Genomic DNA, 24,565 nt, shown 5'->3' on the forward strand with positions numbered 1-24,565 from the left:
TTAATTAAACTATTAACTATTAAATTCAAGTCTCACCCTTTAGGGAGAGATTTAGAGGGGGCAAATGAAAAACTATATAAAAGCTGATGAGTGGAAGATAATTGAAGAAGGCTTCGATCCTCATTACAATAAAATTTCTGAAAGTATCTTCAGCTTAGGTAATGGCCGCATGGGCCAGCGCGCCAATTTTGAAGAAGCTTACAGCGGTGATACCCTGCTGGGCAACTACGTAGCCGGGGTTTACTATCCCGATAAAACCCGTGTAGGCTGGTGGAAGAATGGTTATCCCGAATATTTTGCTAAAGTGCTTAACGCCGCCAACTGGATTGGTATTGATGTGGTAATTGACGGCGAGCAACTTGACCTTGCTAAATGCGAAGTATTCAGTTTCCGCCGGGAACTAAATATGAAAGAAGGTTACCTGAAGCGCGATTTTCGCGCTAAAACAGCATCGGGTAAAGAAGTAAAAGTGGAGGCTATTCGCTTTTGCAGCATGGCCGATGATGAAACAGGTGCTATTAAATATACCCTTACGCCGTTAAATTTTAGTGGGGCCATCACCTTAACGCCTTCAATTGATGGAGATGTGGTGAACAAAGATTCCAACTATGATGAAAAGTTTTGGGACGAAGTAAGCAAGGCAACACAAACCGACGGCGGTTACATCGTAATGCGCACCAAAAAAACAGGCTTTGAGGTTGCTACAGGTATGAAGTTTAGTATCCTTCAAAATGCTGAAGTTATTGAATTAGCTACCGAAGCCATCAAAAAGGAAAAATATGTAGCTTCTAAAATTGATCTGCAGGCAAAGCAGGGCGAAAGCATCAGCGTGATTAAATATGCCGCTAACCTGTCATCACAAAACTATAAACCCGAAGAGCTGGTTGATCAGTTAAACGCTACTTTAACCCGTATCAGTGCTAAAGGTTTTGATACCATGCTGGCCGAACAAGCTGCCGCCTGGGCCGAAAAATGGAAACATAATGATATCATTATTGATGGCGATGTATCTGCACAACAGGCTATCCGCTTTAATATATATCAACTTAACCAAACCTATACTGGTGAGGATGATCGCTTGAACATCGGCCCCAAAGGCTTTACCGGCGAAAAATACGGGGGCTCAACCTATTGGGATACCGAAGCTTATTGCGTGCCTTTTTACCTTTCTACAGCTCCGCAAAAAGTTACCCGCAATTTGCTGCTTTACCGCTACAAGCAATTAGGCAAAGCTATCGAGAATGCCCAGCTATTAGGTTTTAAAGATGGCGCCGCATTGTACCCTATGGTTACTATGGATGGCACCGAATGCCACAACGAGTGGGAAATCACTTTTGAAGAGATCCATCGTAATGGGGCTGTCGCTTTTGCCATTTACAACTATGTGCGTTATACCGGTGACGAAGCTTATTTAGGCGATTACGGTTTTGAGGTATTGTTAGGTATAGCCAGGTTCTGGTCGCAAAGGGTTAACTGGTCGGATGATAAGCAGCAGTACGTAATGCTGGGTGTAACCGGGCCAAACGAGTATGAGAACAACGTAAACAATAACTGGTATACCAGCACTATTGCAACCTGGTGTATGCAATATACTGTTGATGTTGCTGATAAAATAAAGGTGGCTGATCCGGAAAAATATGCAGCGTTGGTAAGCAAGCTGAACCTGAATGAGGAGACCGAATTTGGCCGTTTCAACGATATCATCCAAAAGATGTATTACCCATACGACGAGAAACGCCAGGTGTTTTTACAACAGGACGGCTACCTGGATAAAGAGCAGATCCTGGTAAAAGATCTGCCCGCGTCAGAGCGTCCTATCAATCAAAAATGGAGCTGGGACAGGATCTTGCGTTCATGCTACATTAAACAGGCTGACGTACTGCAGGGAATTTACTTTTTGAAGATCAGTACAATATAGATACTATTCGTCGCAACTTTGATTTTTACGAGCCGCGTACTGTACATGAATCATCATTATCACCATGCGTGCACGCTATTTTGGCTGCCAAACTCGGCGATGAAGCCCGTGCTTATGAGTTTTACCTGCGCACGGCTCGCTTAGATCTGGATGATTACAACAACGATACTGATGATGGCTGTCATATCACCTCAATGGCTGGCACCTGGATGGCTGTTGTTGAAGGTTTTGGCGGGATGCGTGTAAGGGATGGCAAGCTGGTATTTCAGCCGTTCATTCCCAAAAAATGGTCGTCATTTTCGTTCCATATAGGTTTCCGCGGTGCCTTGCTGAATATTAAAGTGAGCAAAGAAGGTGTGCAGATCAAAAACGCTTCGGATGTGGAAACAACAGTGCTGGTTTATGGTAAAGAGCAACTGGTGAAAGCCAATGATGAACTACTGGTTGAAGCGTAATGAAAGGCAATAAGATTTTTACCTGTTTTATTGCTGCAACAATGTTGCCCGTTATTACGTTGGCACAGGTAAAACCACATCATACAAAAAAACGCATGGAACAAACTACCAACCATAAGCTCATCATATACCAGTTATTGCCCCGCCTGTTTGGCAATACCAACACACTTAATAAAACCAATGGATCTATTGAGGAAAACGGTGTAGGCAAGCTGAACGATATCAACGATAAGGCCCTGCAGGAGATAAAGAAAATGGGCTTTACCTATGTTTGGTACACGGGCGTAATTGAGCACGCTACCATGACTGATTATTCGCAATATGGTATTAAAGCAGATGATCCGGATATAGTGAAGGGCAGGGCCGGTTCTCCTTATGCAATTAAAGATTATTACGATATCGATCCCGACCTGGCAGTTGATGTTAAAAACCGTATCGGCGAGTACGAAGCGCTTATCAAACGCAGCCACAACAATGGTTTAAAAGTATTGATGGATTTGGTTCCAAACCACGTAGCCCGTACCTATGGTTCGGACGTTAAACCGGCCGGGGTACGTGATTTTGGCGAGGATGATGATAAGAGCAAGGCTTTTAGTCCAACTAACGATTTTTACTATATGCCTGGCCAGCCTTTTGTTGTTCCGTCGGGCTATAATCCCGGAGGTGATGAATTCAAAAGTCTGATGAAGGATGGTCATTTTGATGAAAACCCAGCCAAAGCAACCGGTAACGATGTTTTCAGCGCTGCACCATCAATTAATGATTGGTTCGAGACTATGAAGCTAAACTACGGGGTCGACTATATGGATCATCGCCGTGGTCATTTTGATCCGATTCCGCCGCTTTGGAACAAGGTTTATGATATTCTGCATTACTGGAGCGAAAAAGGTGTGGATGGTTTCCGTTGCGACATGGTTGAGATGGTGCCGATTGAGTTTTGGGGTTGGGTAATCCCTAAGCTTAAAGCTGGGCATCCTGGGATTATTTTCGTTGGCGAAGCTTACGACAAAGGCAAATACAGCGATTATATTAATAAAGGCAAGTTTGATTATCTGTACGATAAGGTAGGCCTGTATGATGCTATCAAACGCCTTACCCGCGATGAGCACAATTCATCAACCTGGGAAATCAACGCTGTTTGGAACCACGATAGCAAAGGCATTGACGAGCACATGCTCCGGTTTATGGAAAACCACGATGAGCAGCGCATCGCTTCAAATGATTTCGCAGGTAACCCATGGTTAGCCGTACCTGGCATGATCGTAACAGCCACTTTAAATACCGGCCCTGTAATGGTTTACTTTGGGCAGGAAGTAGGGGAGCCGGCTATCGGTAATGAAGGGTTTAGTGGTAACGATGGCCGCACTTCCATATTTGATTACTGGGGTGTTCCGCAGCATCAAAAATGGGTTAATAACCATAAGTACGATGGCGCGAAATTATCGGCAGATCAACAAAAGCTTCGTGGCTTTTACCACAACCTGCTTACTGCAGTGCACAATAGTGAAGCTCTTAAATCGGGCGCTTTCTATGAGCTGATGATAGCTAATGAACATCAGCCAGGCTTTGATACCCGTTTGTATATCTACGCCCGCTATACCAACAATCAACGTATATTAGTAATAACCAATTTTAACCGGAGTGAGCGTAAACTAACCGTAAAGCTTCCGGAAGACCTGTTAACAAAATTAAACCAAAGCGGCCATAAACAATTCACCGACCTGCTGAGCGGCGATAAATTCAATACCGATGATATACGTAGTGGTGTTGAAGTAAGCCTGCCCGCCATGGGCGGATTGTTGCTGGAGTTTTGATCAGAATTTACTGAATTTTAAAATTGACAGAATGCTTATCATGTTGTGAAAATACCATGGTGTTCCGTGCAGAGGCCTATCTCCCTGAGCTTGTCGACGGGTCGCGTGCAGAGGCCCTGCCCACCATGCTTCGACAGGCCCAGCATGACACCCTGATATTCTGAAAATCCTAAAATTCTGAGAATTCTGATTCTGACATTATAAAACCAATTATGAGTAAACCAACCATCGCGCAAAAGCCACGGTTAAGCTTTTGGCAGATCTTTAACATGAGCTTCGGCTTTTTAGGCATCCAGTTTGGTTTTGCCTTACAAACGGGTAACGCCAGCCGCATCCTCCAAACCTTTGGTGCCGATGTGGAGCATCTGTCGTGGTTTTGGCTGGCCGCGCCAATAACAGGCATGGTTGTTCAACCTATCATAGGTCATTACAGCGACAGGACCTGGAACCGTCTTGGTCGGCGCCGCCCTTACTTTTTAACAGGTGCTATTTTATCGGGTTTGGCATTGTTTTTTATGCCCAACTCATCTATGTTGGCAGCGCTGATCCCGCCGATAGTAGTAGGCGCTGGCATGCTCATGATTATGGATGCTTCATTCAACGTAGCTATGGAACCTTTCAGAGCTTTGGTGGCTGATAACCTGCCCGATAGCCAGCATACAACCGGTTTTTCCATGCAAACCTGTTTGATAGGTGTAGGCGCTGTAATTGGTTCATGGCTACCTTATGTTTTTGCCGAATGGTTTGGAATAGCCAAAACAGCCGATCAGGGCATTGTGCCTAATAATGTGCTATATTCATTTTACATTGGTGCCGCGGTTTTAATAGGCGCTATTTTGTGGACTGTAGTCCGCACTAAAGAATATCCCCCCGAAGTTTATGCAACCTTTCATGAAAAGGACGAAACGGTATCTGGGCATAAGGGCGGTTTGTTGGAGATCTTCTCCGACCTCGTCAACATGCCTAAAACCATGAAGCAGCTGGGATTGGTACAGTTCTTTTCCTGGTTTGCACTTTTCTCTATGTGGGTATTTACAACCCCGGCAGTTGTTGATCATGTTTACCATATCCCGGCAGGGGATACTTCTTCGGCAGCCTATAATGATGCCGCCAACTGGGTAAATGTATTGTTTGGTGTATATAATTTAGTATCGGCAGTGTATGCTTTGTTATTGCCCCGCATAGTCAAAAAACTGAGCCGAAAAAAGCGCATGCGTTTTCATTAACTATGGGCGGTTTAGGGTTAATCTCCGTATTTTTTATTCCTGATCCACGTTTGCTGATCTTGTCAATGATTGGTGTCGGTTTGGCTTGGGGTAGTATCCTTGCTATGCCTTATGCTATTCTATCAAGCTCAATACCAGCCAAAAAGATAGGCGTGTACATGGGCATTTTTAATTTCTTTATTACTTTTCCGCAAATAGTTAATGGCATTATTGGTGGTCCGATAGTGAAGTATGCATACAGCGGGCATGCCATTTATGCTTTGGTAATGGCCGGTATTTTTATGTTCCTGGGCGCGATAGCTGTTCTTTTTGTTCAGGATGGTAAGAAAATTCAAATAATTGAAGCCGCAAATTGAATAAAAATTAAGGATTTGGCACGGTTAATGGTTTTTCGTTAATTCAATTATTGTATATTGCGTAGTAAGTACACTTTATACATCTTTGCAGAAGCCACTAATTTGTTTGAATGGAAAGTAATACCCCAAATCCGGAGTTGATAACCAGTAAGTTAATTGAAGCAGAAAACTTACTTGAAGAAGAAGAGGAATTTCACCATCTTAATAACCCTGCCGATGGTATTAAGCCGGTTGTAAAAAAGTATCTCGGTGTACCCAATCATGCTGATCAGGTGGGGAATAAGTTCTACTTTACTGATGGCGATGCTAAAGTTGAAGTAATAGTTGTTACCGACGAGATTATCCGTGTGAGGCTTGCGCCGCATAGCGTTTTTTTAGATGATTTTTCATACGGGGTACCTAAGCTGCCAACCAAGGCGGCAGGTTTTACTTTGCATGAAGATGATAATGAATTTCGGGTATCTACTTATAAAGTGAATTGCCATATCCGCAAAAAGGATTTCTTTATCTCTTTTTCAGATAGCAGCAACCATGTAACCAGCATCGATGCTGTGCCAATGCATTGGGAAGAGAACGTGCAGGCGGGCGGTTATTATGTGTTTTGCACCAAAACCTGCGCACCCGACGAAAGTTTCTTTGGCTTAGGCGATAAACCGACCGAATTTAACCTGCGCGGCAAAAGGCTAAAAAACTGGAACACTGATGCCTACTCGTTTCAGTGGAACCAGGACCCTTTGTACCGCAGTATCCCTTTTTATATCAGCGTAAACGAGGGTATAGCACACGGTATCTTTTTTGATAATACATTTAAAGCGCAATTTGACTTTGGCGCCGAAGACAGGACTAAAACAAGTTTTTGGGCTGATGGCGGCGAACTGCAATATTACTATATCCACGGGCCGCACATGATGGACGTGGTAAAAAGCTATCACACCTTAACCGGTACACACCCTATGCCACCGCTTTGGGCGCTGGGTTACCATCAATGCCGCTGGAGCTATTATCCTGAAGCTAAGGTTAGGAAGATAGCCAAAGGTTTCCGTGAAAACCAGATCCCATGCGATGGTATCTACCTGGATATCGATTATATGGATGGTTACCGCTGCTTTACCTGGAACCGTAAGTACTTCCCCGATCCTAAAAAAATGATCAGCGAGCTTGCTGCTGATGGCTTTAAAACCGTGGTAATTATTGATCCTGGGATTCGTGTGGATGACAACTACGAGGTGTTCAGGGAGGGTAAGGAGAAGCGATATTTCTGCCGTCGAAGCGATGATTACTTTATGGAGGGCCACGTATGGCCAGGCCGTTGCCAGTTTCCTGACTTTACCAATCCTGAAGTACGCGAATGGTGGGGCGGTTTGTTTGACGAACTGGTACAAATGGGCGTTGCCGGTGTTTGGAACGATATGAATGAGCCTGCTGTATTTGGTGCCGGTACCTTCCCTGATGATGTGCGTCACCAGTACGATGGTTACCGTGGATCACACCGCAAGGCGCATAATATTTATGGCATGCAGATGGTACGCTCAACCTACGAGGGTTTGCGCAAGATCATGAAAAACAAACGCCCTTTTACCATTACAAGGGCAGGTTATTCAGGCGTGCAACGCTTTTCATCGGTGTGGACCGGTGATAATGTGGCCTCATGGGAACACCTTAAGCTGGGTAATATCCAGTGTCAGCGTTTGTCGATATCGGGCATACCATTTTGCGGTACCGACATTGGCGGTTTTAGTGGTGAGCCCGATGGCGAACTGTTTACCCGCTGGATCCAGATGGGCACCTTTTCGCCGTTTATGCGTGCGCACTCGGCGGGTGATACCAAAGAGCGTGAACCGTGGAGTTTTGGCGAGCCATTCACGGCAATCAACCGTAAGTTTATCGAACTGCGTTACCGTTTGATCCCCTACCTGTACTCAACTTTTTGGGAGCACCACCGCTATGGCTTCCCTATTTTGAGGCCGATAGTGATGCACGAGCAGGACACACAGCTAAACCATTTCCGCCAGGATGAGTTTACTTATGGGGATAAAATTTTGGTTTGCCCGGTAATGGAGCCAGGGCAGATCAAACGCAATGTATATCTGCCTAAAGGAAAATGGTACAACTTCTGGACTTACGAGGTTGTTGACGGCGGCCAGGAAGTATCAGTAGATACCCCGCTTGAGACTATGCCAGTATTTATAAAAGCCGGTTCGGTGATACCTGAATATCCGGTGATGCAATACGTTGGCCACAAAGAGATTGAAGAAGTAAAGCTGAATATTTACTATACCGATTATGAGGTAAATTCATTCCTGTTTGAAGATTACGGCGAAACATTTGCGTACGAGCAGGATATTTACCTGGAGAAAAAGTTTGTGGTAAATGGCAGTAGCAAAAATTTAACCATTGATCAGAGCCTGGAAGGTTTGTATACCCCACGCTATGACGGCTATCATTTTAACCTGATAGGTTTGCCGTTTACGCCATCAAAAATAAAAGTAGATGGCAAAGAGGTAAAAGAATTTCAACTAAATGATGATAAAACGGTAGAGTTTAAATACAGTAAAAACTTTAAACATATTGAAATAAGCAAATAATATTTATATATAGCCAAACTACCTCTTCGTAACGCCAGTGCGAGGTATGAAGCAATCGCAAACCATACAGGTCTAACCTGTTAAGATAGATGGATTGCTTAGTACTAAAGCATTGACGTTTTTTATTTCAAACTTTATTGTTTATTTCCTCCGCGCACCATCGAAAGATAAGAAGTAAAAGCTAACTTTAAAGGGAGTTTGCATAAGCGTTATGTCAATAAAGCGCTTCGGACGTTATGATGATTTTTCTGTAAGTTGTTCATAAATTAAATAAGTTGTTTTTGAGCATTAGCTAGGTTTTTAATTTTTATTTTGGATCGAATTTTCGAGTCCTTGGATCTGTTCATCCTGCTGAACCTTGCTTTAGTCATACCATACCTGTTTTGGTGCAATTTTAAAATATCAGTTGTTTTTAGCTTACTGTAACAGCTAATTGCCGTCATGAAGATACTAACTTTACATGACACGGTTTTGCCAGTCCGAAAGGCTGGACCTTACTAATACCTTTAAGTTTTGTGATGCGTGTTCTGTTGTTAAGGATATATAATTAACTAATATATAGCCTGATATGATAAACAGAGGGTGCTAAATACCCTTTAATAACATATCGTTGTAGTGCTAATCTTTATTTTCTGTCATATAAATCTATAATCTAAATGTCTTGATTAAAAGTATATTACGATTTTTTATAGAAATAAGTCTATTATTTATTATTACTAAGTATTACCTTTGATAAAAATATTAAACTTATACCTTATTGTTTTATGAAAAAAAATCTATTCATTATCTCTTTGATGATGATGCTGTGGTCTTGCAGCAAAAATGCACAATTAGTTCCCGATCAAACAAAAACGTCTTCTGGAAAGTTGACGGCACATGCTGCTGGAGACCAGGCATGGGATGTTTTAGGTTTTGGCTATGATGTAACAGGTGAATATGGGAATTCGGTTTCCACAACATTTCCAGTTATTGACGTTGCGAAGCTTTATGCAGCAGATCCTATCAGGGTAGTTAAGAATGTAAGTACAAGTAGGAATTCGACATTTTCATATGGGGATAACGTACAGCATTACTCAAGCGACCTGTCTGCACATTTAAATGCAACTGTTGGCTTTTCTTTATTCAAAGCAAGTATCACTTCTGCTTATTCTGATGTATCCTCTTTTAATTCAAAGTATATTTATGGCAGCTATAATCTTTTATTACAACAGCGTGAGCTAAAGTTTAATGCGCCGACTGTTATACTCCAACAATACTTAACATCAAATTTTAAAACCGATATAGGTATTCTTACTCCAGAACAATTAGTTCGTCAATATGGTGCCTTCTTTTTGACGGATATTATGTTGGGGGCTAAACTACAGATAACCTACCGTTCGCAAACATCAAGTTCTGATAGAAAGACAGCCGCATCCGCAGGTTTAGATCAAAGTTTAGGCAGTTTGTTTTCAATCAATGCTGGCATTAACTCACAGCATTCACAAAGTAGCAGTAACTTTAATCAATATGTGCACTATGTAACTCATGGTGGAGACCCCACTGTTGGAATAACTCCAAATACTATCGTATTTGATCAAAATACCCCACCTATTGATTTTGGAGCCTGGCAAAGTACTACCAATGCGCAAAACGCAGTGCTTATTGATATCCCGAGTTCTGGTTTAATTGGTATTTACGATTTAATTGCCGATCCGGTAAAATCAAAAGCAGTTAAGGATTATATTAATAATGTATTCTTGCCAGGTAATCAAGTACAGGCTGTATTTGATAAAGCACCTCTTTACCGGTGCTTTAGTACTGCCAATCAAGATTACATGATTTTAACAAATCCAAGCGAAGTATCTAATTTACCAAGCTGGAAGATTGAAGGCGTTTTAGGGAATGTTTATACCGATAATACTAAGGGAGGTTTAGTGCCTGTTTTAAGATGGTATCAATACCAGGCAGGATATCACTTTTTTACTTGTAACGTGAATGAGATCCCTTCTCAGGCTAACCAAGAAGGTACGCAGGGATATATCAATCCTACTCAAGTACCGGGGTCAAAACCCTTGTATCGTTATCGCAATAGTAGAGGAGCACACTGTTATTCTGTAGATGTAAATGAACTTGGGCCTAAAAATGGATGGACATTGGACGGTATTATGGGATATCTTGAATAATACATAAAATATTTTTAAAGGCGTGGTCATTTGACCCGCCTTTTTGTATTTTATCCAAATGCATTTTCAATTTTATCCTTTCTGAAATTTACCCTAAGCCAACAAATACCAGATTGTTTTTAATAGTGAAAAATTATATGGCTTTCGAAATCGGTCATCACTTTTTGGTATTTTAAAGAATCCAGTCCGATAACTGATCCCAAAACAGATATGATATAGTTAACTGATTGCTCCGGTGGTGCTGATAGTGTCTCCATCTTCCCTCTAAAAATAAATCTCCAAAACCCTGCATAATATATTAATCCTGTTATATTTGATTACATATAAACCAAACTCATTCCTGTGATTTGGGTTATCTACTAACACTCTAACAGGTTATCTATATCATGGCCAAAAAAACAACTAAAACCGAGAACCCCTTACCGGATACAAAGCCTGTAAAGGAAAAAAGCCGTCACTAAGGTCAAAGCCGATAAAGTAACGCCTGAAACAGGAGCCCCGGAACCTAAAAAAACAGTTAAAACAAAAACAGTGGCTGCCGAAAAGCCTGCCGTTGCAGAGAAAGCTGTACCGGTTAAAACAAAATCGACTGCTGATGAGAAGCCTTCAGTCGTTAAAAAAGCAGCATCGGCTAAATCGAAAGCGGTGAATGCCAATAACCTGACAGAAATTACCCCGCAACCTGTAACGCTTAAAGCCGTTGAACCATACAGCCGTTTTACGGATTTTGATATCAGTTTATTTAAGTCGGGCAAACATTATAAGCTGTATGAAAAACTGGGCTCGCATGTAGTGGAATATCTGGGTGTCATTGGGACTTATTTTGCCGTTTGGGCTCCAAATGCACAATACGTAGCGGTAATAGGCAACTTTAACGGCTGGGACCGCGGTTCGCATAGCTTGAATGCCCGCTGGGATTCATCGGGTATTTGGGAAGGTTTTATTCCAAATGTTGGCAATGGCGAAACGTATAAATACTATATCAAATCATCAACCGGCGAAGACCTGGAAAAAAGCGATCCTTTCGCCCTACGCTGGGAATTGCCTCCACGTACAGCCTCTATAGTTGCCGATACTTTTTATGAGTGGAAGGATCAGGACTGGATGCAGAACCGTCATGAACATAACGCGCTCGACAGGCCATATTCGGTTTACGAAGTGCATTTGGGTTCATGGGCGCGTAATCCCGAAAGTCCGGACGAGTTTTTAACTTACACTCAGCTTGCCGAAAAAATGGTGCCTTATGTAAAGGAAATGGGCTTCACCCATGTGGAGTTCATGCCCATTATGGAACACCCGTATTATCCGAGCTGGGGTTACCAGGTAAGTGGTTATTTTGCAGCGGCATCACGCTACGGTACACCACAACAACTGATGTACCTGATTGAAGAATTTCACAAAGCCGGTATTGGCGTAATCCTGGATTGGGTGCCTTCGCACTTTCCGGGAGATATCCATGCACTGTATAAATTTGACGGTACACACCTTTATGAGCATGCCGATGCCCGCAAAGGTTTTCACCCCGACTGGAAATCATATATTTTTAACTACGGCCGAAACGAGGTAAGGGCTTTTCTGATCAGCAACGCTTTGTTTTGGCTGGAAAGGTATCATGCCGATGGTTTACGCGTTGACGCGGTGGCCTCAATGCTGTACCTTGATTATTCGCGCAAGCATGGCGAATGGGAAGCTAACAGGTATGGTGGTAACGAAAACCTCGAAGCTATATCATTTCTGAAAGAATTTAACGAAGCTGTTTACAGCCATTTTCCATCGGTACAAACCATAGCTGAAGAATCTACGTCATTTACAGGCGTTAGTCGCCCGGTTTATTTAGGCGGCCTGGGCTTTGGGATGAAATGGATGATGGGCTGGATGCATGACACTATCGATTATTTTCATGAGGATCCTATCCATCGTAAATATCATCATAACGAGATAACTTTTAGTACTATATATGCCTTTACCGAAAACTTTATGCTGCCTTTCTCGCATGACGAGGTTGTTTATGGCAAAGGCAGTATGCTACGCAAAATGCCCGGCGATGAGTGGAGGCAGTTTGCTAACCTGAGACTGATGTACGGATACATGTTCACACACCCCGGCTCAAAACTACTCTTTATGGGCGGCGAATTTGGGCAGGGCGATGAATGGGATTTCGGCAAATCGTTACAGTGGCATGTGTTGCAGTATCCAAATCATCAGGGTATTAGCGAAACAGTTAAGGCGTTGAACCATTTATATCGTACAGAGCCTGCGCTGTATGAAAAAGCCTTTTCGCACCAGGGCTTTGAATGGGTTGACGGCGGCAATGCCAACGATTCCATACTGGTTTACCGTCGGATGGGGCATGACACTAAAAACGATCTGATGGTCATCCTGAACATGACCCCTGTTGTACGCCGTGATTATCGCATAGGCGTACCTGCTGCTGGTAAGTGGAAAGAGATCTTTAATTCGGATAATGAAAAATACTGGGGCAGCGGCATCATCAATTATGAGCCTGTAAATAGCGACCAGGTAAGTTGGCATGGCAAAAGCCAGTCGATCAAAATTACTATACCGCCGCTTGCGGCTGCGGTATTTAAACTGGTACCTGATGTGCCTGCTAAATATGAATTGAAACGGTAAGCAGCTTTGAAAGACTTACGAAGTTCCAAATACTTCGTAAGCCTTTCAAAACCAAGTAAACAAGTTAAGGATGCTCCTGTTGTTAGTATGTAAATAGCCTATGAACCCAAAATTCAAATATCTTTATCTTATAGGTGGTATAGTTGCCACGATATTGTTTATTGTGCAAATTGTGGCTACCTATCCAAAGCCTAATACAGTTGGGGTAATTCTTGGCGCTTTGCCAGCTTTGGCCTTGTTTTACTTATCGTACAAGGCTTATCATGTTAAAAAGGATAATGAGTTGATGTGAGATAGACTTAGATATTGGAAGGCGTTTCTATCCTCCTGCAATTACCACGCTTTGCCCATAATAATCTCTCTTTTGTTTATTTTGCCCAATAACCTGTGAGGTGGACCAGGTACCTGGTTGATAATTAATTTACTTAACGATTTTTGCCTGAATATAAAAATCAGGGTCAATAACTAATGAGTCGACAGCAGGAAGATATTCTAATTTCAGTGACTGCCAGTTCGTTGAGGGGGCAATCCAACGTTGATCAATCAATTTGATTTTAACGGGCATGGTAAAACCGGCTATACAATTTGTAAATCTGTATTCGAAGCTTTTTTCATCAATTTTATATTCCAATACAGGGATCTGTGTGGTTCTTAAATATTGGTCAAATATCTTGCTGAGATCTTTTTTGCTGACCTTACTGATATAGTTTTCGATCTGTGCCGAATTTACTGATTGGTGATAAAAGCTTCTGTTAAGTCCTCGTAACACTTCCCTGAATTTATCGTCATTATTGATAATAGCCTGTAACATGTGGATTAAAACCCAACCCTTCAGATAGGCGTCTTCACCTCCGTCTTTAAAAATATTGTCGGGAGAAATTACCGGAGCCTTGTTGCCTATCCGATTGGTAGTCCTGCTCAAAAAGAAATCGTGGGACGCCTTTGGCCCGTAAAGATCGGCAATAACCAATTCCTCCGCATAGCCGGCAAAGCCTTCCTGTAACCAGCCGTAGGCAGGATCACTTGCCGTTATATTGTTGCCAAACCATTCGTGCGCTGTTTCATGAACCACCATCCGGTCGGTTTTTTGATCCCAATAAGTTAGCCGTTTGGGATTAAGACCAAAGCGACCCAATCTAAACTTGTTTCCATAGCCGATAGCGCTTTGATGTTCCATTCCTATATACGATGCTTCAACCATCTTAAAGCCGTCGCTGTAAAATGGGTATGGGCCAAACCAGTGCTCAAATGATGTTAAAGTTTTTCGAACTTTGGCAACCAGGTAATCTTTTACCTTTTCCTGGTTATAATCCAGTACCCAAAAATCCAGATCAAGGTTACCGCGTTCGCCGTTAAATTTTTCACTTACATGTTCATATTTCCCTATATAAAAGGTAAGCCCATAATTATTTATAGGACTGTCCACTGCCCAGGTGTAGCTTGAGGTGCCATCTGTATTTTTAAGTTGCCGCCGAAGCCTTCCATTTGATACCGCGACTAATGTATCTGGTGTAATTATTGTAACCGAAGCTCCTTTATCTGGTTTATCGCCAATATAAACCTTACATGGAAACCATGCACTCGCGCCCGGCAATTGACAGGCTACAGCCATCCATGGTCTGCCTATAGAGTCCTTTTGCCATACCAAGCCACCATCCCATGGAGGGTTAACTGATTGTTTTGGTTTGCCCGAATAGTAAATCGTAATGTTTTGAATATTATTTTTTGACCGCTGTAGGGGCTTTACAAACCAAGCGTCGCCGTTTTGTATAAAAGATAACTTTGCGCTCCCCGTTCTGATACTATCTATTTTAAGAGGCGATTGGAGGTCTATTTGCATGAGCGCGGTGTGTTTATTTTTAACAATCTTATATTGAATAATATTGCTACCGCAGATCGTTTGATTAATATAATCTGGTTTTATGGTCAGATCATAGCGCAGAACATCCCACCAAGCCCTTTCCGGCGTTATCGACCCTTTTAAAGTATCCTGGTGCGTTGGCTTGATTTGCCTATCGTTTTGTTGTGCAATTATTTTGCAGGTTAATAAGCTTAGGATTATAAACATAAATGTTTTTTTAGTCATAGATAAGTATCTTGTAGGGCGTGATGTATCGTTGGTTATTGCCAACCTTGAGCCACTAAAATAGTGAAATTTCACTTGCAGGAGCTATTATTAAACGTCCCAACGACTTATAAACCCCCACCTTTAATTTTCAACCGCGAATTTCCAAACCACTCCGCAACCGCACAATCACTGTTCGAAAACGAACAGTTTCGTAGATTGTGCTTTTCTTTAATTGATTGATATTCAGTAAATTAAAAACAGGGCATATAATTAGCTGAAATTCAGGTATAAACCATTACAATTATGCTTAAAAATTACCTGCTGGTTGCTTTTAGAAACCTTTCAAAAAACAAAGCTTTCTCTGCCATTAATATAATAGGGCTGGCTATCGGCATGGCGGCATGTCTGCTCATTTTGCAATATGTTAGCTTTGAGCTTAGTTTTGATGATTTCCACGCTAAAAAAGACCGCGTTTTCCGGATTAATCAGGACAGGTATAACAATGGCAAGTTAAGTACTCAATGGGCCGGCGGGGCTTTTGCACCCGGCACAGCATTTAAAAATGCGCTGCCCGATATTGAAGAGTACGTAAAGATTGTAGGAGCAGGGCAAACCATAGCCAACTACAAGGATCAGAAAATGGTAATCCGGAATGTTTACTATGTAAGCGACGCTTTTTTTAAAACCTTTTCTTTCCCGCTGATAAACGGCGACGGAAATACTGCACTTAAAGAACCCAACACCGCGGTAATTACCCGGCAAATTGCTGACAGGCTTTTTCATGGCGTAAATCCCGTTGGGCAAACCTTGTATATTAATACAGATAAGCCGCTTAAAATTACCGGCGTAATGGAAAATATGCCTGCCAATACGCATATGAATTTCGATATCATGCAATCCTACGCTACGCTGCTTAAAGAAAATCCGCCTAATAAAGATTTTAATCTCGATAATGCCTGGCTAAATGACGGCTGCACAACTTACCTCCTGCTTAAACCTGGAGTTGATCCGCGTGCTTTGGAAGCTAAGTTTATCCCTGTAGTGAAAAAAGCTTATGATAAATATCCTGGTACGGGCGAAGGCGGCATTTATACACTTCAGCCGGTAAAGGATATCCATCTGTATTCCAACAGGATGCTGGAGTTTCAGCCCAATGGAGATGGTAAATCGGTGTACCTGCTTTTGGGGATTGCCATCTTTGTGATCATCATAGCATGGATCAACTATATCAACCTGGCTACTGCCCGTGGTATTGGCCGGGCTAAGGAAGTTGGGGTACGTAAAACTTTGGGCTCGGCAAAAGCACAGTTGATTACCCAGTTTATGTTAGAGGCCATGATGCTTAACGCCATGGCTATAGGCCTTGCATTGCTTATCATTATGGCTTGCTTGCCTGCATTCGCCAATGTTTCCGGCATGCAGATGGGCTTTACCTTATTTGCTAAAGTAACTTTTTGGCTGGCTGTTTTGGGAATCTTTGTATTGGGCTCATTCTTCAGCGGCTTTTATCCGGCCATTGTATTATCGGCGTTCAGGCCGGTTGAGGTGATGAAAGGCAAGATCTTAGCATCGCCAGGGGGAGTGATATTACGTAAGGCAATGGTGGTATTCCAGTTTGCTGCCTCGATATTTTTACTGATAGGATCGCTTACAGTGTTCAAGCAACTTAAATACATGCAAAGCCAAAAGTTAGGAGTAAAAATAGATCAAACACTGGTCATTAAAGCTCCGTTGGTTAAGGTAGATTCGTTTTACCGTAGCATGAGCTCATTTAAACACGAATGCCTGGCACAATCTGCCGTTAAAAGCGTAACAGTATCAACCTCAATCCCCGGCGAACCTGTGCAATGGAATGCTGGCGGTATTAAGTTGGTTGGCTCAGATCAAAGTACAAGCAAACAATACCGCATTATCGGTGCCGATTACGATTACCTTAACGCCTACGATATCAAACTGATAGCCGGTCGTAAGTTTTCGAAAGAGTTTGGCGATGAACCACATAAAGTGATATTCACCAAAAAAGGGGTTGAACAGTTAGGCTTTAGCAAACCTGCCGATGCCCTTGGCAAACGCATCGATTTTTGGGGACAGGTTTATGAGATAATAGGAGTGGCCGATAATTTTCACCAGCAATCCTTACATGATGCCTACGATTCCATGATCTTCCGTTGTATCCCCGATGTTCGGGGACCGGTATCTGTGAAAATCAGCACCACCAATTTGCCGCAAACCATTGCGGAATTAAAGAAAACCTGGGCTGCCTTTTTCCCCGGCGACCAGTTTGATTATTTCTTTTTAGATCAGCATTTTAACGAGCAATACAAAACCGATCAACGCTTTGGGCAGGTGTTTGGCGTATTTACGGGCATCGCCATTTTTGTGGCCTGTTTGGGATTATTTGGCCTCGTATCGTACACCATTGTACAGCGCACTAAGGAAATTGGCATCCGCAAGGTACTGGGAGCTTCGGTAAACAGTATTTTAAGATTGTTGTATAAAGACTTTGCCCTGCTTGTAGCGGTATCGTTTGTGATTTCGGCACCAATAGGCTGGTACGCTATTCATCAATGGCTGCAAACATATGCTTTCAGGATGGATATCAACCCCTTCCTGTTTGTTGTTCCATTCTTCCTGGTATTGCTGGTTGCCTTTGCAACGGTTTCGTTTTTGAGCGTGAAAGCAGCGCTGATGAACCCTGTAAAGAGCTTAAAGACGGAGTAGTAAACAAGAAACACGTCATTGTAAGGTACGAAGCAATCGTACGAAAGTACGGTCACGCTGTATAGCGTGCGATTGCTTCGTCGTTCTTCTTATAATGACATATTTTTATTTCAAGGCGAGGGATTTTGGCGGGGCAAAACATTTACAATCCGCTGTTGGTAGGCTATTTACACAGTATCAATTAATTGCGTACTTTGCCCTATGCCTGTTTTAACTGTAGCCGAAAAAACTCTTATCCCAACTTTTACCTTGCAGCAAAATAACGAGCGGGGTAATACTATGATAGATGTGCGCGAGGCCGGCGGGCAATGCGGCGAGTTTAGGCTTGACCCTGCTTTTCTGCAGCCTCACCGTAAGGATTACTACTTTTTTGTACTGGTTAAAGGCGGTGCTAACCGCCACTGGATAGATTTTGTACCCTATACCGTAAAGCCCGATACCTTTTACTTTACTATTCCTCAGCAGGTGCACCTCAAAGAGCATTCGGCCCCAATGGAGGGCTTAATGATGAGCTTTACCAACGAATTTTTGCAGCTGGAAGATAATCGCATACTTCAACAACTTCCCATTATTCAAAACCCTGCCGCCGCGCATGAAATAAAACTTAGCCCTGTCGATCTGGCTTTTATAGAGGATACCATGCGCAAAATGCTGACTGAGTTTAATGCCGATGGTACCTGGCGCAACCAAATGCTTACCTCGTGGCTGCGGGTGCTGGTGATATACCTGAGCAGGCTGTACAGCGAGCAGTACAATGAAACCTGCGTTACACTAAACTATTGCCTTCTTAAAAGTTTTCAGGCACTTATTGGCGAGCATTATGCCAGCCAGCATGACGTTGCCGCCTATGCCGAACAGCTGAATCTTACACCCGGGCATTTTACGGAAGTTATTAAACAACAAAGCGGTAAAACAGCTATCACCCACATCCATGAACGATTGATTGTTGAGGCCAAACGTCGTCTGCTGCATACCGAACTATCGGTAAAACAAATTGCCGATGAGCTTGGCTTTGAAGATGCGGCTTACTTTAACCGCTTTTTTAAACGCCTTGCCGATACCACGCCTATAGCTTTCAGAATGCAAATCCGGGAAATGTACAGTTAATGCCCTGCTATGTGCAGCGACAAAAATATAGCACCTCCGTAGCTTTGTATTATGGAAAAACAAACAGTTTTAATAACAGGGGCCAATAAGGGTATTGGCCTGGAAACCGCCCGCCAGTTGGCTACCGCTGGCTACTATATTTACCTTGGCAGCCGTGATCAGGAGAGAGGCGAAAAAGCCGTTGGGCAACTTAAAGCTGAGGGCTTAAACGATGTAGAACTATTGCTGATAGACGTAACCAGTCAGGCATCTGTACAAGCCGCTCATGACGAGGTGGCTGCCAAAATCGACCATTTGGATGTATTGATCAATAATGCCGGTATCCCGGGTCCGTTTCCCCAACCAGCTCCCAATTTGAGCGATGATGCCGTGAAAGAGGTGTTTGAGGTAAACTTTTTCGGCGTTGTCCGTACAACACGTACTTTCCTCGATCTGGTTAAAAAATCACCAAACCCAAGGATAGTAAACGTAACATCCGACCTCGGTTCATTAACTTATCATAACGATCCAAACTGGGAGCATTACCAGGTTAAGACAGGTGCTTACGGTCCGTCGAAATCAGCATTGAACGCCTATACAGTTGCTCTGGCTTATGACCTTAAAGACCAGGTTAAAGTAAACATGGTGAACCCCGGCTACACCAACACCGAATTTAATGGTAACCGCGGGCCCAAACCCGTTGAAGATGGTGCAGCACCAATTGTAGCGTACGCCATGATAGGTGCTGATGGCCCGACAGGTAAATATGTGAGCGATTATGGCGAAACGCCCTGGTGATTAAGGAGTAAGATTTAAGAAGTCAAGAATCAAGATCCGGGAAGTTAAGATTTAAGATAACAGGCCGGAGATTTTCCAGCTTTTTTCTGTTTTATTAATATCACCACCCTCGTAGCTGCAAGGTACTAATCAATTAGCCTCAGCCAACCCCCAAAAGAGAGGTTGGCTGAGGTTTTTTCCTATCTTTGCCCCAAAAGCAGACTGAATATGACCGGAAAATCGCCGCAGGAATCATACACCATCATGAACGAACTGGTATTGCCCAATGATACCAACACTTTAAACAACCTGATGGGTGGTCGTCTGTTGCATTGGATGGATATTGCCGCTGCTATTTCGGCACAAAAGCACTGTAACAGGATAGTGGTGACCGCTTCAGTAGATAACGTATCGTTCCAGTCGCCGATAAAGTTGGGTGATGTGATCAGCATTGAAGCAAAGGTTACCCGCGCATTCACTACGTCGGTTGAGGTAAGGATGGATGTATGGGCGCAAAACATTCCATCAGGCACTAAAGTAAAAAGTAATGAGGCCTATTACACCTTTGTTGCTTTGGATAAAGATGGGCAAAAGACAGCTGTGCCCGAGCTGGTACCTGAAACGGATAAAGAGCGCGCATTGTATGAGGGTGCGCTTCGCCGCCGCCAATTGAGGTTAATATTAGGCGGAAAAATGAACCCCAATGATGCTACTGAACTGAAAGCCTTGTTTTTTGGGGATCAATTGCCACCCAATCTTGGTGAAGAAATAAAGCAGTAACAAATTTCCAGGTGTATCGTCTAAATGGTTTAAACATTAAAACTACTGCGATGCGATATTTTCTGTGCTTTTTACTGCCACCGCTTGCCATACTTACTACTGGCAGAATAGGTGCATTTATATTGAATATATTTTTAACCCTTTTCTTCTGGATCCCGGGGTGATCCATTCCATCCTGGTAACCAGCGATTATTATGAGGCTAAACGCCACAGGCAACTGATGCGGGCGACAAGGCGTTACCGTTGGTAGCCTTGATTCGCATGATTATGGGATTCCCTGAGGTTTTGAATGAGATTATTTAGGACTATTCTATCAAGAAATCCTTAAATCCTAAAAATCAAGGTTCAAAATAAATTACCATATTTGCCACGATGCAAAAAGGTAAGCTATTAATTATCGACGACGAAGAACGCCTCCGTAACTTGCTGGCGCGCATTCTGCAGTTGGAAGGTCATGAGGTAATAACCGCAGGTTCCGGCAAAGAGGGCCTTAAAAAATTACAGCAGGATACTATACATGTGGTATTAAGCGATGTAAAGCTACCTGATATTGATGGCATCACCCTTTCTGAAACCATCAAAAAAACTATCCCAGCACCGAAATCATCGTATTAACGGCTTACGGGACTATCAATGATGGCGTAAAGGCAATAAAAGCCGGTGCGTTTGACTATATCACCAAGGGCGATGATAACGAAAAGATCATCCCGCTGGTAAGCAAGGCCATGGATAAAGCCCTGCTGCAGCAAAAGGTTGCCGAATTGGAAAGCAAGCTGAATGATAAGTTTGGTTTTGACAGGCTCATCGGTAAATCAACGGCTATCAGCGATGTAATTAAGCTTGCCCAAAAGGTTGCCCTTACCGATACAACTGTATTATTATTGGGCGAAACCGGCACAGGTAAGGAGATTTTTGCCGAAGCCATTCACCAGGCCAGTAACCGCAGCGCTAAATCATTTGTGGCTGTAAACTGCAGCGCTTTCACAAAAGAATTATTGGAAAGCGAATTGTTCGGTCATAAAGCCGGTTCGTTCACGGGAGCAGTTAAAGATAAAAAAGGCCTGTTTGAAGAAGCCAACGGTGGCACCATATTTTTGGATGAGATAGGGGAGCTTGATCATGATCTACAGGCCAAGCTGCTTCGTGTGCTTGAATCGCAGCAGTTTATTAAAATAGGAGATACCAAACCCACCCAGGTTAATGTACGGATTCTGGCAGCTACCAACCGTAATTTGCTCAACGAAATCAATGACGGCCATTTCCGGTCTGATTTATATTATCGCCTTTCAGTATTCCAGATCACGCTGCCAGCCTTACGCGAGCGTAAAAAAGATATCAAACTGCTGGCCGAATACTTTATGCAGCATTTTGCCCTTAAAGTAAAAAAGCAGGTAAATACCCTCAGCGACGAGTTCATAGAAAAACTGGAAGCCTACCCTTGGCCCGGGAACATCCGTGAGTTGAAAAATATTGTAGAACGGGCTGTTATTCTAACCGATAGCAATGTGCTTGATGAAAGCCTGCTGCCTTATGAAGTTCAGCAGCAACAGGTGAAAAGCGGTGCACCTATTTCGGCATTTGATCTTTCATCTGTAGAGAAACTGCATATTCAACGGGTATTAAACCATACCCACGGTAACCGTGCAGAAGCAGCGCACCTGCTTAATATTGGCGTGGCTACGCTGTATAGAAAGCTGAAGGAGTATAATTTGGAATGATTTCGGATTTCGGAATTTCGATTTCGGATTTAGTGAATAAAAAGTTCTTTCTACGCTGACGCCCGGCTCCAGCCGGGTGTCTACTATCAAGCGGCCTCAGGCCGCCGTACACAAGCCGGAGGCCTGGAGATATTTGCCACTCTTGAGATCATGCCTATCTGCCAAAGGTTACGTTATCGCTACTTCCTGCAGCTAAGACCTTCTTCAATCCCACTTTGATAATCAGCTATCAAAATGATAGCCCAATTCTCCTTAAATAAATAAAATAATGTTTCTGTTGTTATATAAATAATTAATAATCAGTTATTTGTATTGATAATAATTTTCTTGGCATCTGCTTGGCAAAGCCCTTTGCAAAAACACATAAAATGGATGCTTTACTCACAATCGCTTACCTGGCCACATTTGTAGTGGTATTCTGGATCTTTTTTAAATCTGTAACGTACTTCGAAAAAATCTAAAATCATGGCAGCATTATTCATCGTAGCAATAGCCGTGTTCATTTACATGGTATACGTACTTCTCAAACCCGAAAAATTTTAAAATTAAACTATGAACACTGAACTAACGGGTGTGATTTTCACCTACCTGCTCACCTTAGCCATCGCCATTCCCCTTGGCCGCTACATAGCTAAGGTATTTAAGGGCGAAAAAACCTGGCTCGATTTCCTCGCCCCGCTTGATCGCTTTATTTTCCGTTTCAGCGGCATCGACACCAAACGCGAAATGAACTGGAAACAACACCTGCTGGCCCTGCTTACCATTAACAGCGTTTGGTTAATATATGCCTTTGTTTGTTTGATGGCCCAGGGCCATTTGCCGCTTAATCCCGATGCGAATCCGGGCCAGTCGCCTGATACAGCTTTCAATACTGCCATCAGTTTTTTGGTAAACTGTAACCTGCAGCATTACTCGGGCGAAAGCGGTGCTACTTACTTTACACAGCACTTCGTATTCATGTTCCTGCACTTTGTATCGGCTGCTACAGGTATTGCTGCGCTGGTGGTTGTTTTCAGGGCCATGAAAGATAAGGTTACCGATAAGCTGGGCAACTTTTGGGAGTATTTTGTAAAATCAATCACCCGCATATTATTACCTATCTCATTTGTGATAGCTGTGATCTTCGCTTTTAACGGCATGACTACAAGCTATGCAGGTAAAGATACTTTCATAAGTATGCAAGGCGACACAGTTCACGTCTCCCGTGGACCGGTTGCTGCCATGGTTGCCATTAAACACTTAGGCACTAATGGTGGTGGTTGGTTTGGCGCAAACTCTGCACACCCTATTGAAAATCCTAATTACCTAACTAATACTGTTGAGCTGGTGGCCCAGTTGATCATCCCTATCGGTTTGGTATTTGCATTGGGCTTTTATCTCAACAAAAAGAGATTTGCCTATGTAATTTTTGGCGTAATGACGCTGGGGATGCTTTTGCTGATGATCCCGACCATCAACGCCGAGCTTAATGGTAACCCTGCCATTGCTCATATGGGCATTAGCCAGCCAACAGGAGCTATGGAGGGTAAAGAGGTACGTTTTGGGCCGCTTAACTCTGCATACTGGAGTATCATGACAACCATAACTTCTACCGGTTCAGTAAACTCCATGCATGACAGTGCTATGCCGGTATCCGGATTGTCAATGCTTTTAGGTATGATGATCAACTGCTTTTACGGTGGTTGCGGGGTTGGTATCCTTAACTTTTACATATTTGTGGTAGTAGCCGTGTTTATATCCGGTTTAATGGTAGGCCGTACACCCGAGTTTCTGGGTCGTAAGATAGAGGCGAGGGAAATGAAGATTGCTTCGTTGATTGCACTGCTGCACCCTTTTATTATATTGGTAGGCCTTGCAATTTCGTCCTACTTTATTGTACATGTTCCCGGTACCGACTGGGCTGTCAAGCCATCGGCCTGGTTAAATAATCCCGGCAACCACGGTTTTTCCGAAATGCTGTATGAATATTCATCGGCAGCAGCCAACAACGGTTCGGGCTTTGAAGGTTTGGGCGATGGTAATATTTTTGGAACTATACAACAGGTATCGTCATGATATTGGGTAGGTTCCTCCCAATTATTGGTCCGCTGGCTATTGCAGGCTTATTGGCTAATAAAAAGAATATTCCTGAATCGGCTGGTACTTTAAAAAGCGACACCTCAACTTTTGGGTTGATGATTTTCGCGGTGATCATAATTATCGCTGCCCTGTCATTCTTCCCGGCACTTGCTTTAGGTCCTATCGCTGAATACTTTTCACTTAAATAAT

17 protein-coding genes and 2 pseudogenes are annotated in these 24,565 nt (G+C 43.0%); 18 read left to right on the forward strand and 1 reads right to left on the reverse strand.

Translation table 11 applies throughout. The annotated features are described in order from the left end of the window. Positions 1 to 64: 64 nt before the first annotated feature. The 9 genes and pseudogenes from ACQ86K_RS06780 to ACQ86K_RS06820 all read left to right on the forward strand — a co-directional run. Positions 65 to 2,070 (forward strand): annotated as a pseudogene (locus tag ACQ86K_RS06780) (family 65 glycosyl hydrolase domain-containing protein); the annotation flags it as partial. Between the two features lie 84 nt (positions 2,071 to 2,154). Then, positions 2,155 to 2,373, forward strand: a complete 219-nt coding sequence (locus tag ACQ86K_RS06785) for a glycosyl hydrolase family 65 protein (protein WP_431200808.1) — start codon at positions 2,155 to 2,157, stop codon at positions 2,371 to 2,373. After that, positions 2,373 to 4,187 (forward strand): alpha-amylase family glycosyl hydrolase, encoded by a 1,815-nt coding sequence (locus ACQ86K_RS06790; RefSeq protein WP_431200050.1) that lies wholly within the window; start codon positions 2,373 to 2,375, stop codon positions 4,185 to 4,187. The genes ACQ86K_RS06785 and ACQ86K_RS06790 overlap by 1 nt, the downstream gene beginning before the upstream one ends. Positions 4,188 to 4,399: 212 nt before the next feature. Further along, positions 4,400 to 5,413 (forward strand): MFS transporter, encoded by a 1,014-nt coding sequence (locus ACQ86K_RS06795; RefSeq protein ID WP_431200051.1) that lies wholly within the window; start codon positions 4,400 to 4,402, stop codon positions 5,411 to 5,413. A gap of 2 nt (positions 5,414 to 5,415) precedes the next feature. Continuing rightward, positions 5,416 to 5,769, forward strand: a complete 354-nt coding sequence (locus tag ACQ86K_RS06800; protein WP_431200052.1) for a hypothetical protein — start codon at positions 5,416 to 5,418, stop codon at positions 5,767 to 5,769. A gap of 110 nt (positions 5,770 to 5,879) precedes the next feature. Continuing rightward, positions 5,880 to 8,354, forward strand: coding sequence for a TIM-barrel domain-containing protein (locus ACQ86K_RS06805; protein ID WP_091163038.1), 2,475 nt, complete (start codon positions 5,880 to 5,882; stop codon positions 8,352 to 8,354). A 764-nt stretch (positions 8,355 to 9,118) separates the two neighbouring features. Further along, complete coding sequence (locus ACQ86K_RS06810) at positions 9,119 to 10,516, forward strand: MAC/perforin domain-containing protein (protein ID WP_091163039.1); 1,398 nt, start codon at positions 9,119 to 9,121, stop codon at positions 10,514 to 10,516. Between the two features lie 669 nt (positions 10,517 to 11,185). Further along, the gene (glgB, locus tag ACQ86K_RS06815; protein ID WP_431200809.1) at positions 11,186 to 13,147 is read left to right on the forward strand and encodes a 1,4-alpha-glucan branching protein GlgB; all 1,962 of its coding nucleotides are present in this window, start codon (positions 11,186 to 11,188) and stop codon (positions 13,145 to 13,147) included. Positions 13,148 to 13,247: 100 nt separating this feature from the next. Beyond that, positions 13,248 to 13,439 (forward strand): hypothetical protein, encoded by a 192-nt coding sequence (locus tag ACQ86K_RS06820; protein WP_091163041.1) that lies wholly within the window; start codon positions 13,248 to 13,250, stop codon positions 13,437 to 13,439. 129 nt (positions 13,440 to 13,568) lie between these two features. Here ACQ86K_RS06820 and ACQ86K_RS06825 read toward each other — a convergent pair whose 3' ends face one another. After that, positions 13,569 to 15,215 carry a M1 family metallopeptidase gene (locus ACQ86K_RS06825; RefSeq protein WP_218134349.1) on the reverse strand — a complete coding sequence of 549 codons (1,647 nt, stop codon included), beginning with the start codon at positions 15,213 to 15,215 and terminating at the stop codon, positions 13,569 to 13,571. A 303-nt stretch (positions 15,216 to 15,518) separates the two neighbouring features. Here ACQ86K_RS06825 and ACQ86K_RS06830 point away from each other — a divergent pair, with 303 nt between their 5' ends. The 9 genes and pseudogenes from ACQ86K_RS06830 (at position 15,519) to kdpA (ending at position 24,564) form a co-directional block, all read left to right on the forward strand. Beyond that, on the forward strand, positions 15,519 to 17,936 hold the full coding sequence (locus tag ACQ86K_RS06830) for an ABC transporter permease (RefSeq protein ID WP_431200053.1): 2,418 nt from the start codon (positions 15,519 to 15,521) through the stop codon (positions 17,934 to 17,936). A gap of 201 nt (positions 17,937 to 18,137) precedes the next feature. Then, the gene (locus tag ACQ86K_RS06835) at positions 18,138 to 19,043 is read left to right on the forward strand and encodes a helix-turn-helix domain-containing protein (protein WP_091163044.1); all 906 of its coding nucleotides are present in this window, start codon (positions 18,138 to 18,140) and stop codon (positions 19,041 to 19,043) included. A gap of 51 nt (positions 19,044 to 19,094) precedes the next feature. Continuing rightward, positions 19,095 to 19,820, forward strand: coding sequence for an SDR family oxidoreductase (locus ACQ86K_RS06840; RefSeq protein WP_091163045.1), 726 nt, complete (start codon positions 19,095 to 19,097; stop codon positions 19,818 to 19,820). A 207-nt stretch (positions 19,821 to 20,027) separates the two neighbouring features. Continuing rightward, entirely contained in the window at positions 20,028 to 20,579 is a 552-nt protein-coding gene (locus tag ACQ86K_RS06845) for an acyl-CoA thioesterase (protein WP_091163046.1), read from the forward strand. 50 nt (positions 20,580 to 20,629) lie between these two features. Continuing rightward, a complete protein-coding gene (locus tag ACQ86K_RS06850) occupies positions 20,630 to 20,743 on the forward strand; it encodes a YqaE/Pmp3 family membrane protein (RefSeq protein WP_431200054.1) in 114 nt (37 codons plus the stop codon). A 208-nt stretch (positions 20,744 to 20,951) separates the two neighbouring features. Then, positions 20,952 to 21,194 carry a response regulator gene (locus tag ACQ86K_RS06855; RefSeq protein WP_431200055.1) on the forward strand — a complete coding sequence of 81 codons (243 nt, stop codon included), beginning with the start codon at positions 20,952 to 20,954 and terminating at the stop codon, positions 21,192 to 21,194. Between the two features lie 110 nt (positions 21,195 to 21,304). Then, positions 21,305 to 22,297 carry a sigma-54 interaction domain-containing protein gene (locus ACQ86K_RS06860; RefSeq protein ID WP_431200056.1) on the forward strand — a complete coding sequence of 331 codons (993 nt, stop codon included), beginning with the start codon at positions 21,305 to 21,307 and terminating at the stop codon, positions 22,295 to 22,297. Between the two features lie 465 nt (positions 22,298 to 22,762). After that, positions 22,763 to 22,840, forward strand: a complete 78-nt coding sequence (gene kdpF / locus ACQ86K_RS06865; RefSeq protein WP_083879072.1) for a K(+)-transporting ATPase subunit F — start codon at positions 22,763 to 22,765, stop codon at positions 22,838 to 22,840. Between the two features lie 9 nt (positions 22,841 to 22,849). Next, positions 22,850 to 24,564 (forward strand): annotated as a pseudogene (kdpA, locus tag ACQ86K_RS06870) (potassium-transporting ATPase subunit KdpA). Position 24,565 lies beyond the last annotated feature (1 nt).

The sequence above is a fragment of the Mucilaginibacter sp. P19 genome, from assembly GCF_050632265.1.
In the GTDB taxonomy this organism is placed as follows: domain Bacteria; phylum Bacteroidota; class Bacteroidia; order Sphingobacteriales; family Sphingobacteriaceae; genus Mucilaginibacter; species Mucilaginibacter gossypii.

Excerpts from the sequence above, each read along its gene's own strand:
- ACQ86K_RS06830 (WP_431200053.1), top strand. The coding sequence starts at position 15,519 with ATGCTTAAAAATTACCTGCTGGTTGCTTTTAGAAACCTTTCAAAAAAC.
- ACQ86K_RS06810 (WP_091163039.1), top strand. The coding sequence starts at position 9,119 with ATGAAAAAAAATCTATTCATTATCTCTTTGATGATGATGCTGTGGTCT.
- ACQ86K_RS06790 (WP_431200050.1), top strand. The coding sequence starts at position 2,373 with ATGAAAGGCAATAAGATTTTTACCTGTTTTATTGCTGCAACAATGTTG.
- ACQ86K_RS06840 (WP_091163045.1), top strand. The coding sequence starts at position 19,095 with ATGGAAAAACAAACAGTTTTAATAACAGGGGCCAATAAGGGTATTGGC.
- ACQ86K_RS06845 (WP_091163046.1), top strand. The coding sequence starts at position 20,028 with ATGACCGGAAAATCGCCGCAGGAATCATACACCATCATGAACGAACTG.
- ACQ86K_RS06820 (WP_091163041.1), top strand. The coding sequence starts at position 13,248 with ATGAACCCAAAATTCAAATATCTTTATCTTATAGGTGGTATAGTTGCC.
- ACQ86K_RS06825 (WP_218134349.1), bottom strand. The coding sequence starts at position 15,215 with ATGTTTATAATCCTAAGCTTATTAACCTGCAAAATAATTGCACAACAA.
- ACQ86K_RS06785 (WP_431200808.1), top strand. The coding sequence starts at position 2,155 with ATGCGTGTAAGGGATGGCAAGCTGGTATTTCAGCCGTTCATTCCCAAA.
- ACQ86K_RS06795 (WP_431200051.1), top strand. The coding sequence starts at position 4,400 with ATGAGTAAACCAACCATCGCGCAAAAGCCACGGTTAAGCTTTTGGCAG.
- ACQ86K_RS06835 (WP_091163044.1), top strand. The coding sequence starts at position 18,138 with ATGCCTGTTTTAACTGTAGCCGAAAAAACTCTTATCCCAACTTTTACC.
- ACQ86K_RS06805 (WP_091163038.1), top strand. The coding sequence starts at position 5,880 with ATGGAAAGTAATACCCCAAATCCGGAGTTGATAACCAGTAAGTTAATT.
- ACQ86K_RS06800 (WP_431200052.1), top strand. The coding sequence starts at position 5,416 with ATGGGCGGTTTAGGGTTAATCTCCGTATTTTTTATTCCTGATCCACGT.
- ACQ86K_RS06855 (WP_431200055.1), top strand. The coding sequence starts at position 20,952 with ATGCAAAAAGGTAAGCTATTAATTATCGACGACGAAGAACGCCTCCGT.
- ACQ86K_RS06850 (WP_431200054.1), top strand. The coding sequence starts at position 20,630 with ATGCGATATTTTCTGTGCTTTTTACTGCCACCGCTTGCCATACTTACT.
- ACQ86K_RS06860 (WP_431200056.1), top strand. The coding sequence starts at position 21,305 with ATGGATAAAGCCCTGCTGCAGCAAAAGGTTGCCGAATTGGAAAGCAAG.
- kdpF (WP_083879072.1), top strand. The coding sequence starts at position 22,763 with ATGGCAGCATTATTCATCGTAGCAATAGCCGTGTTCATTTACATGGTA.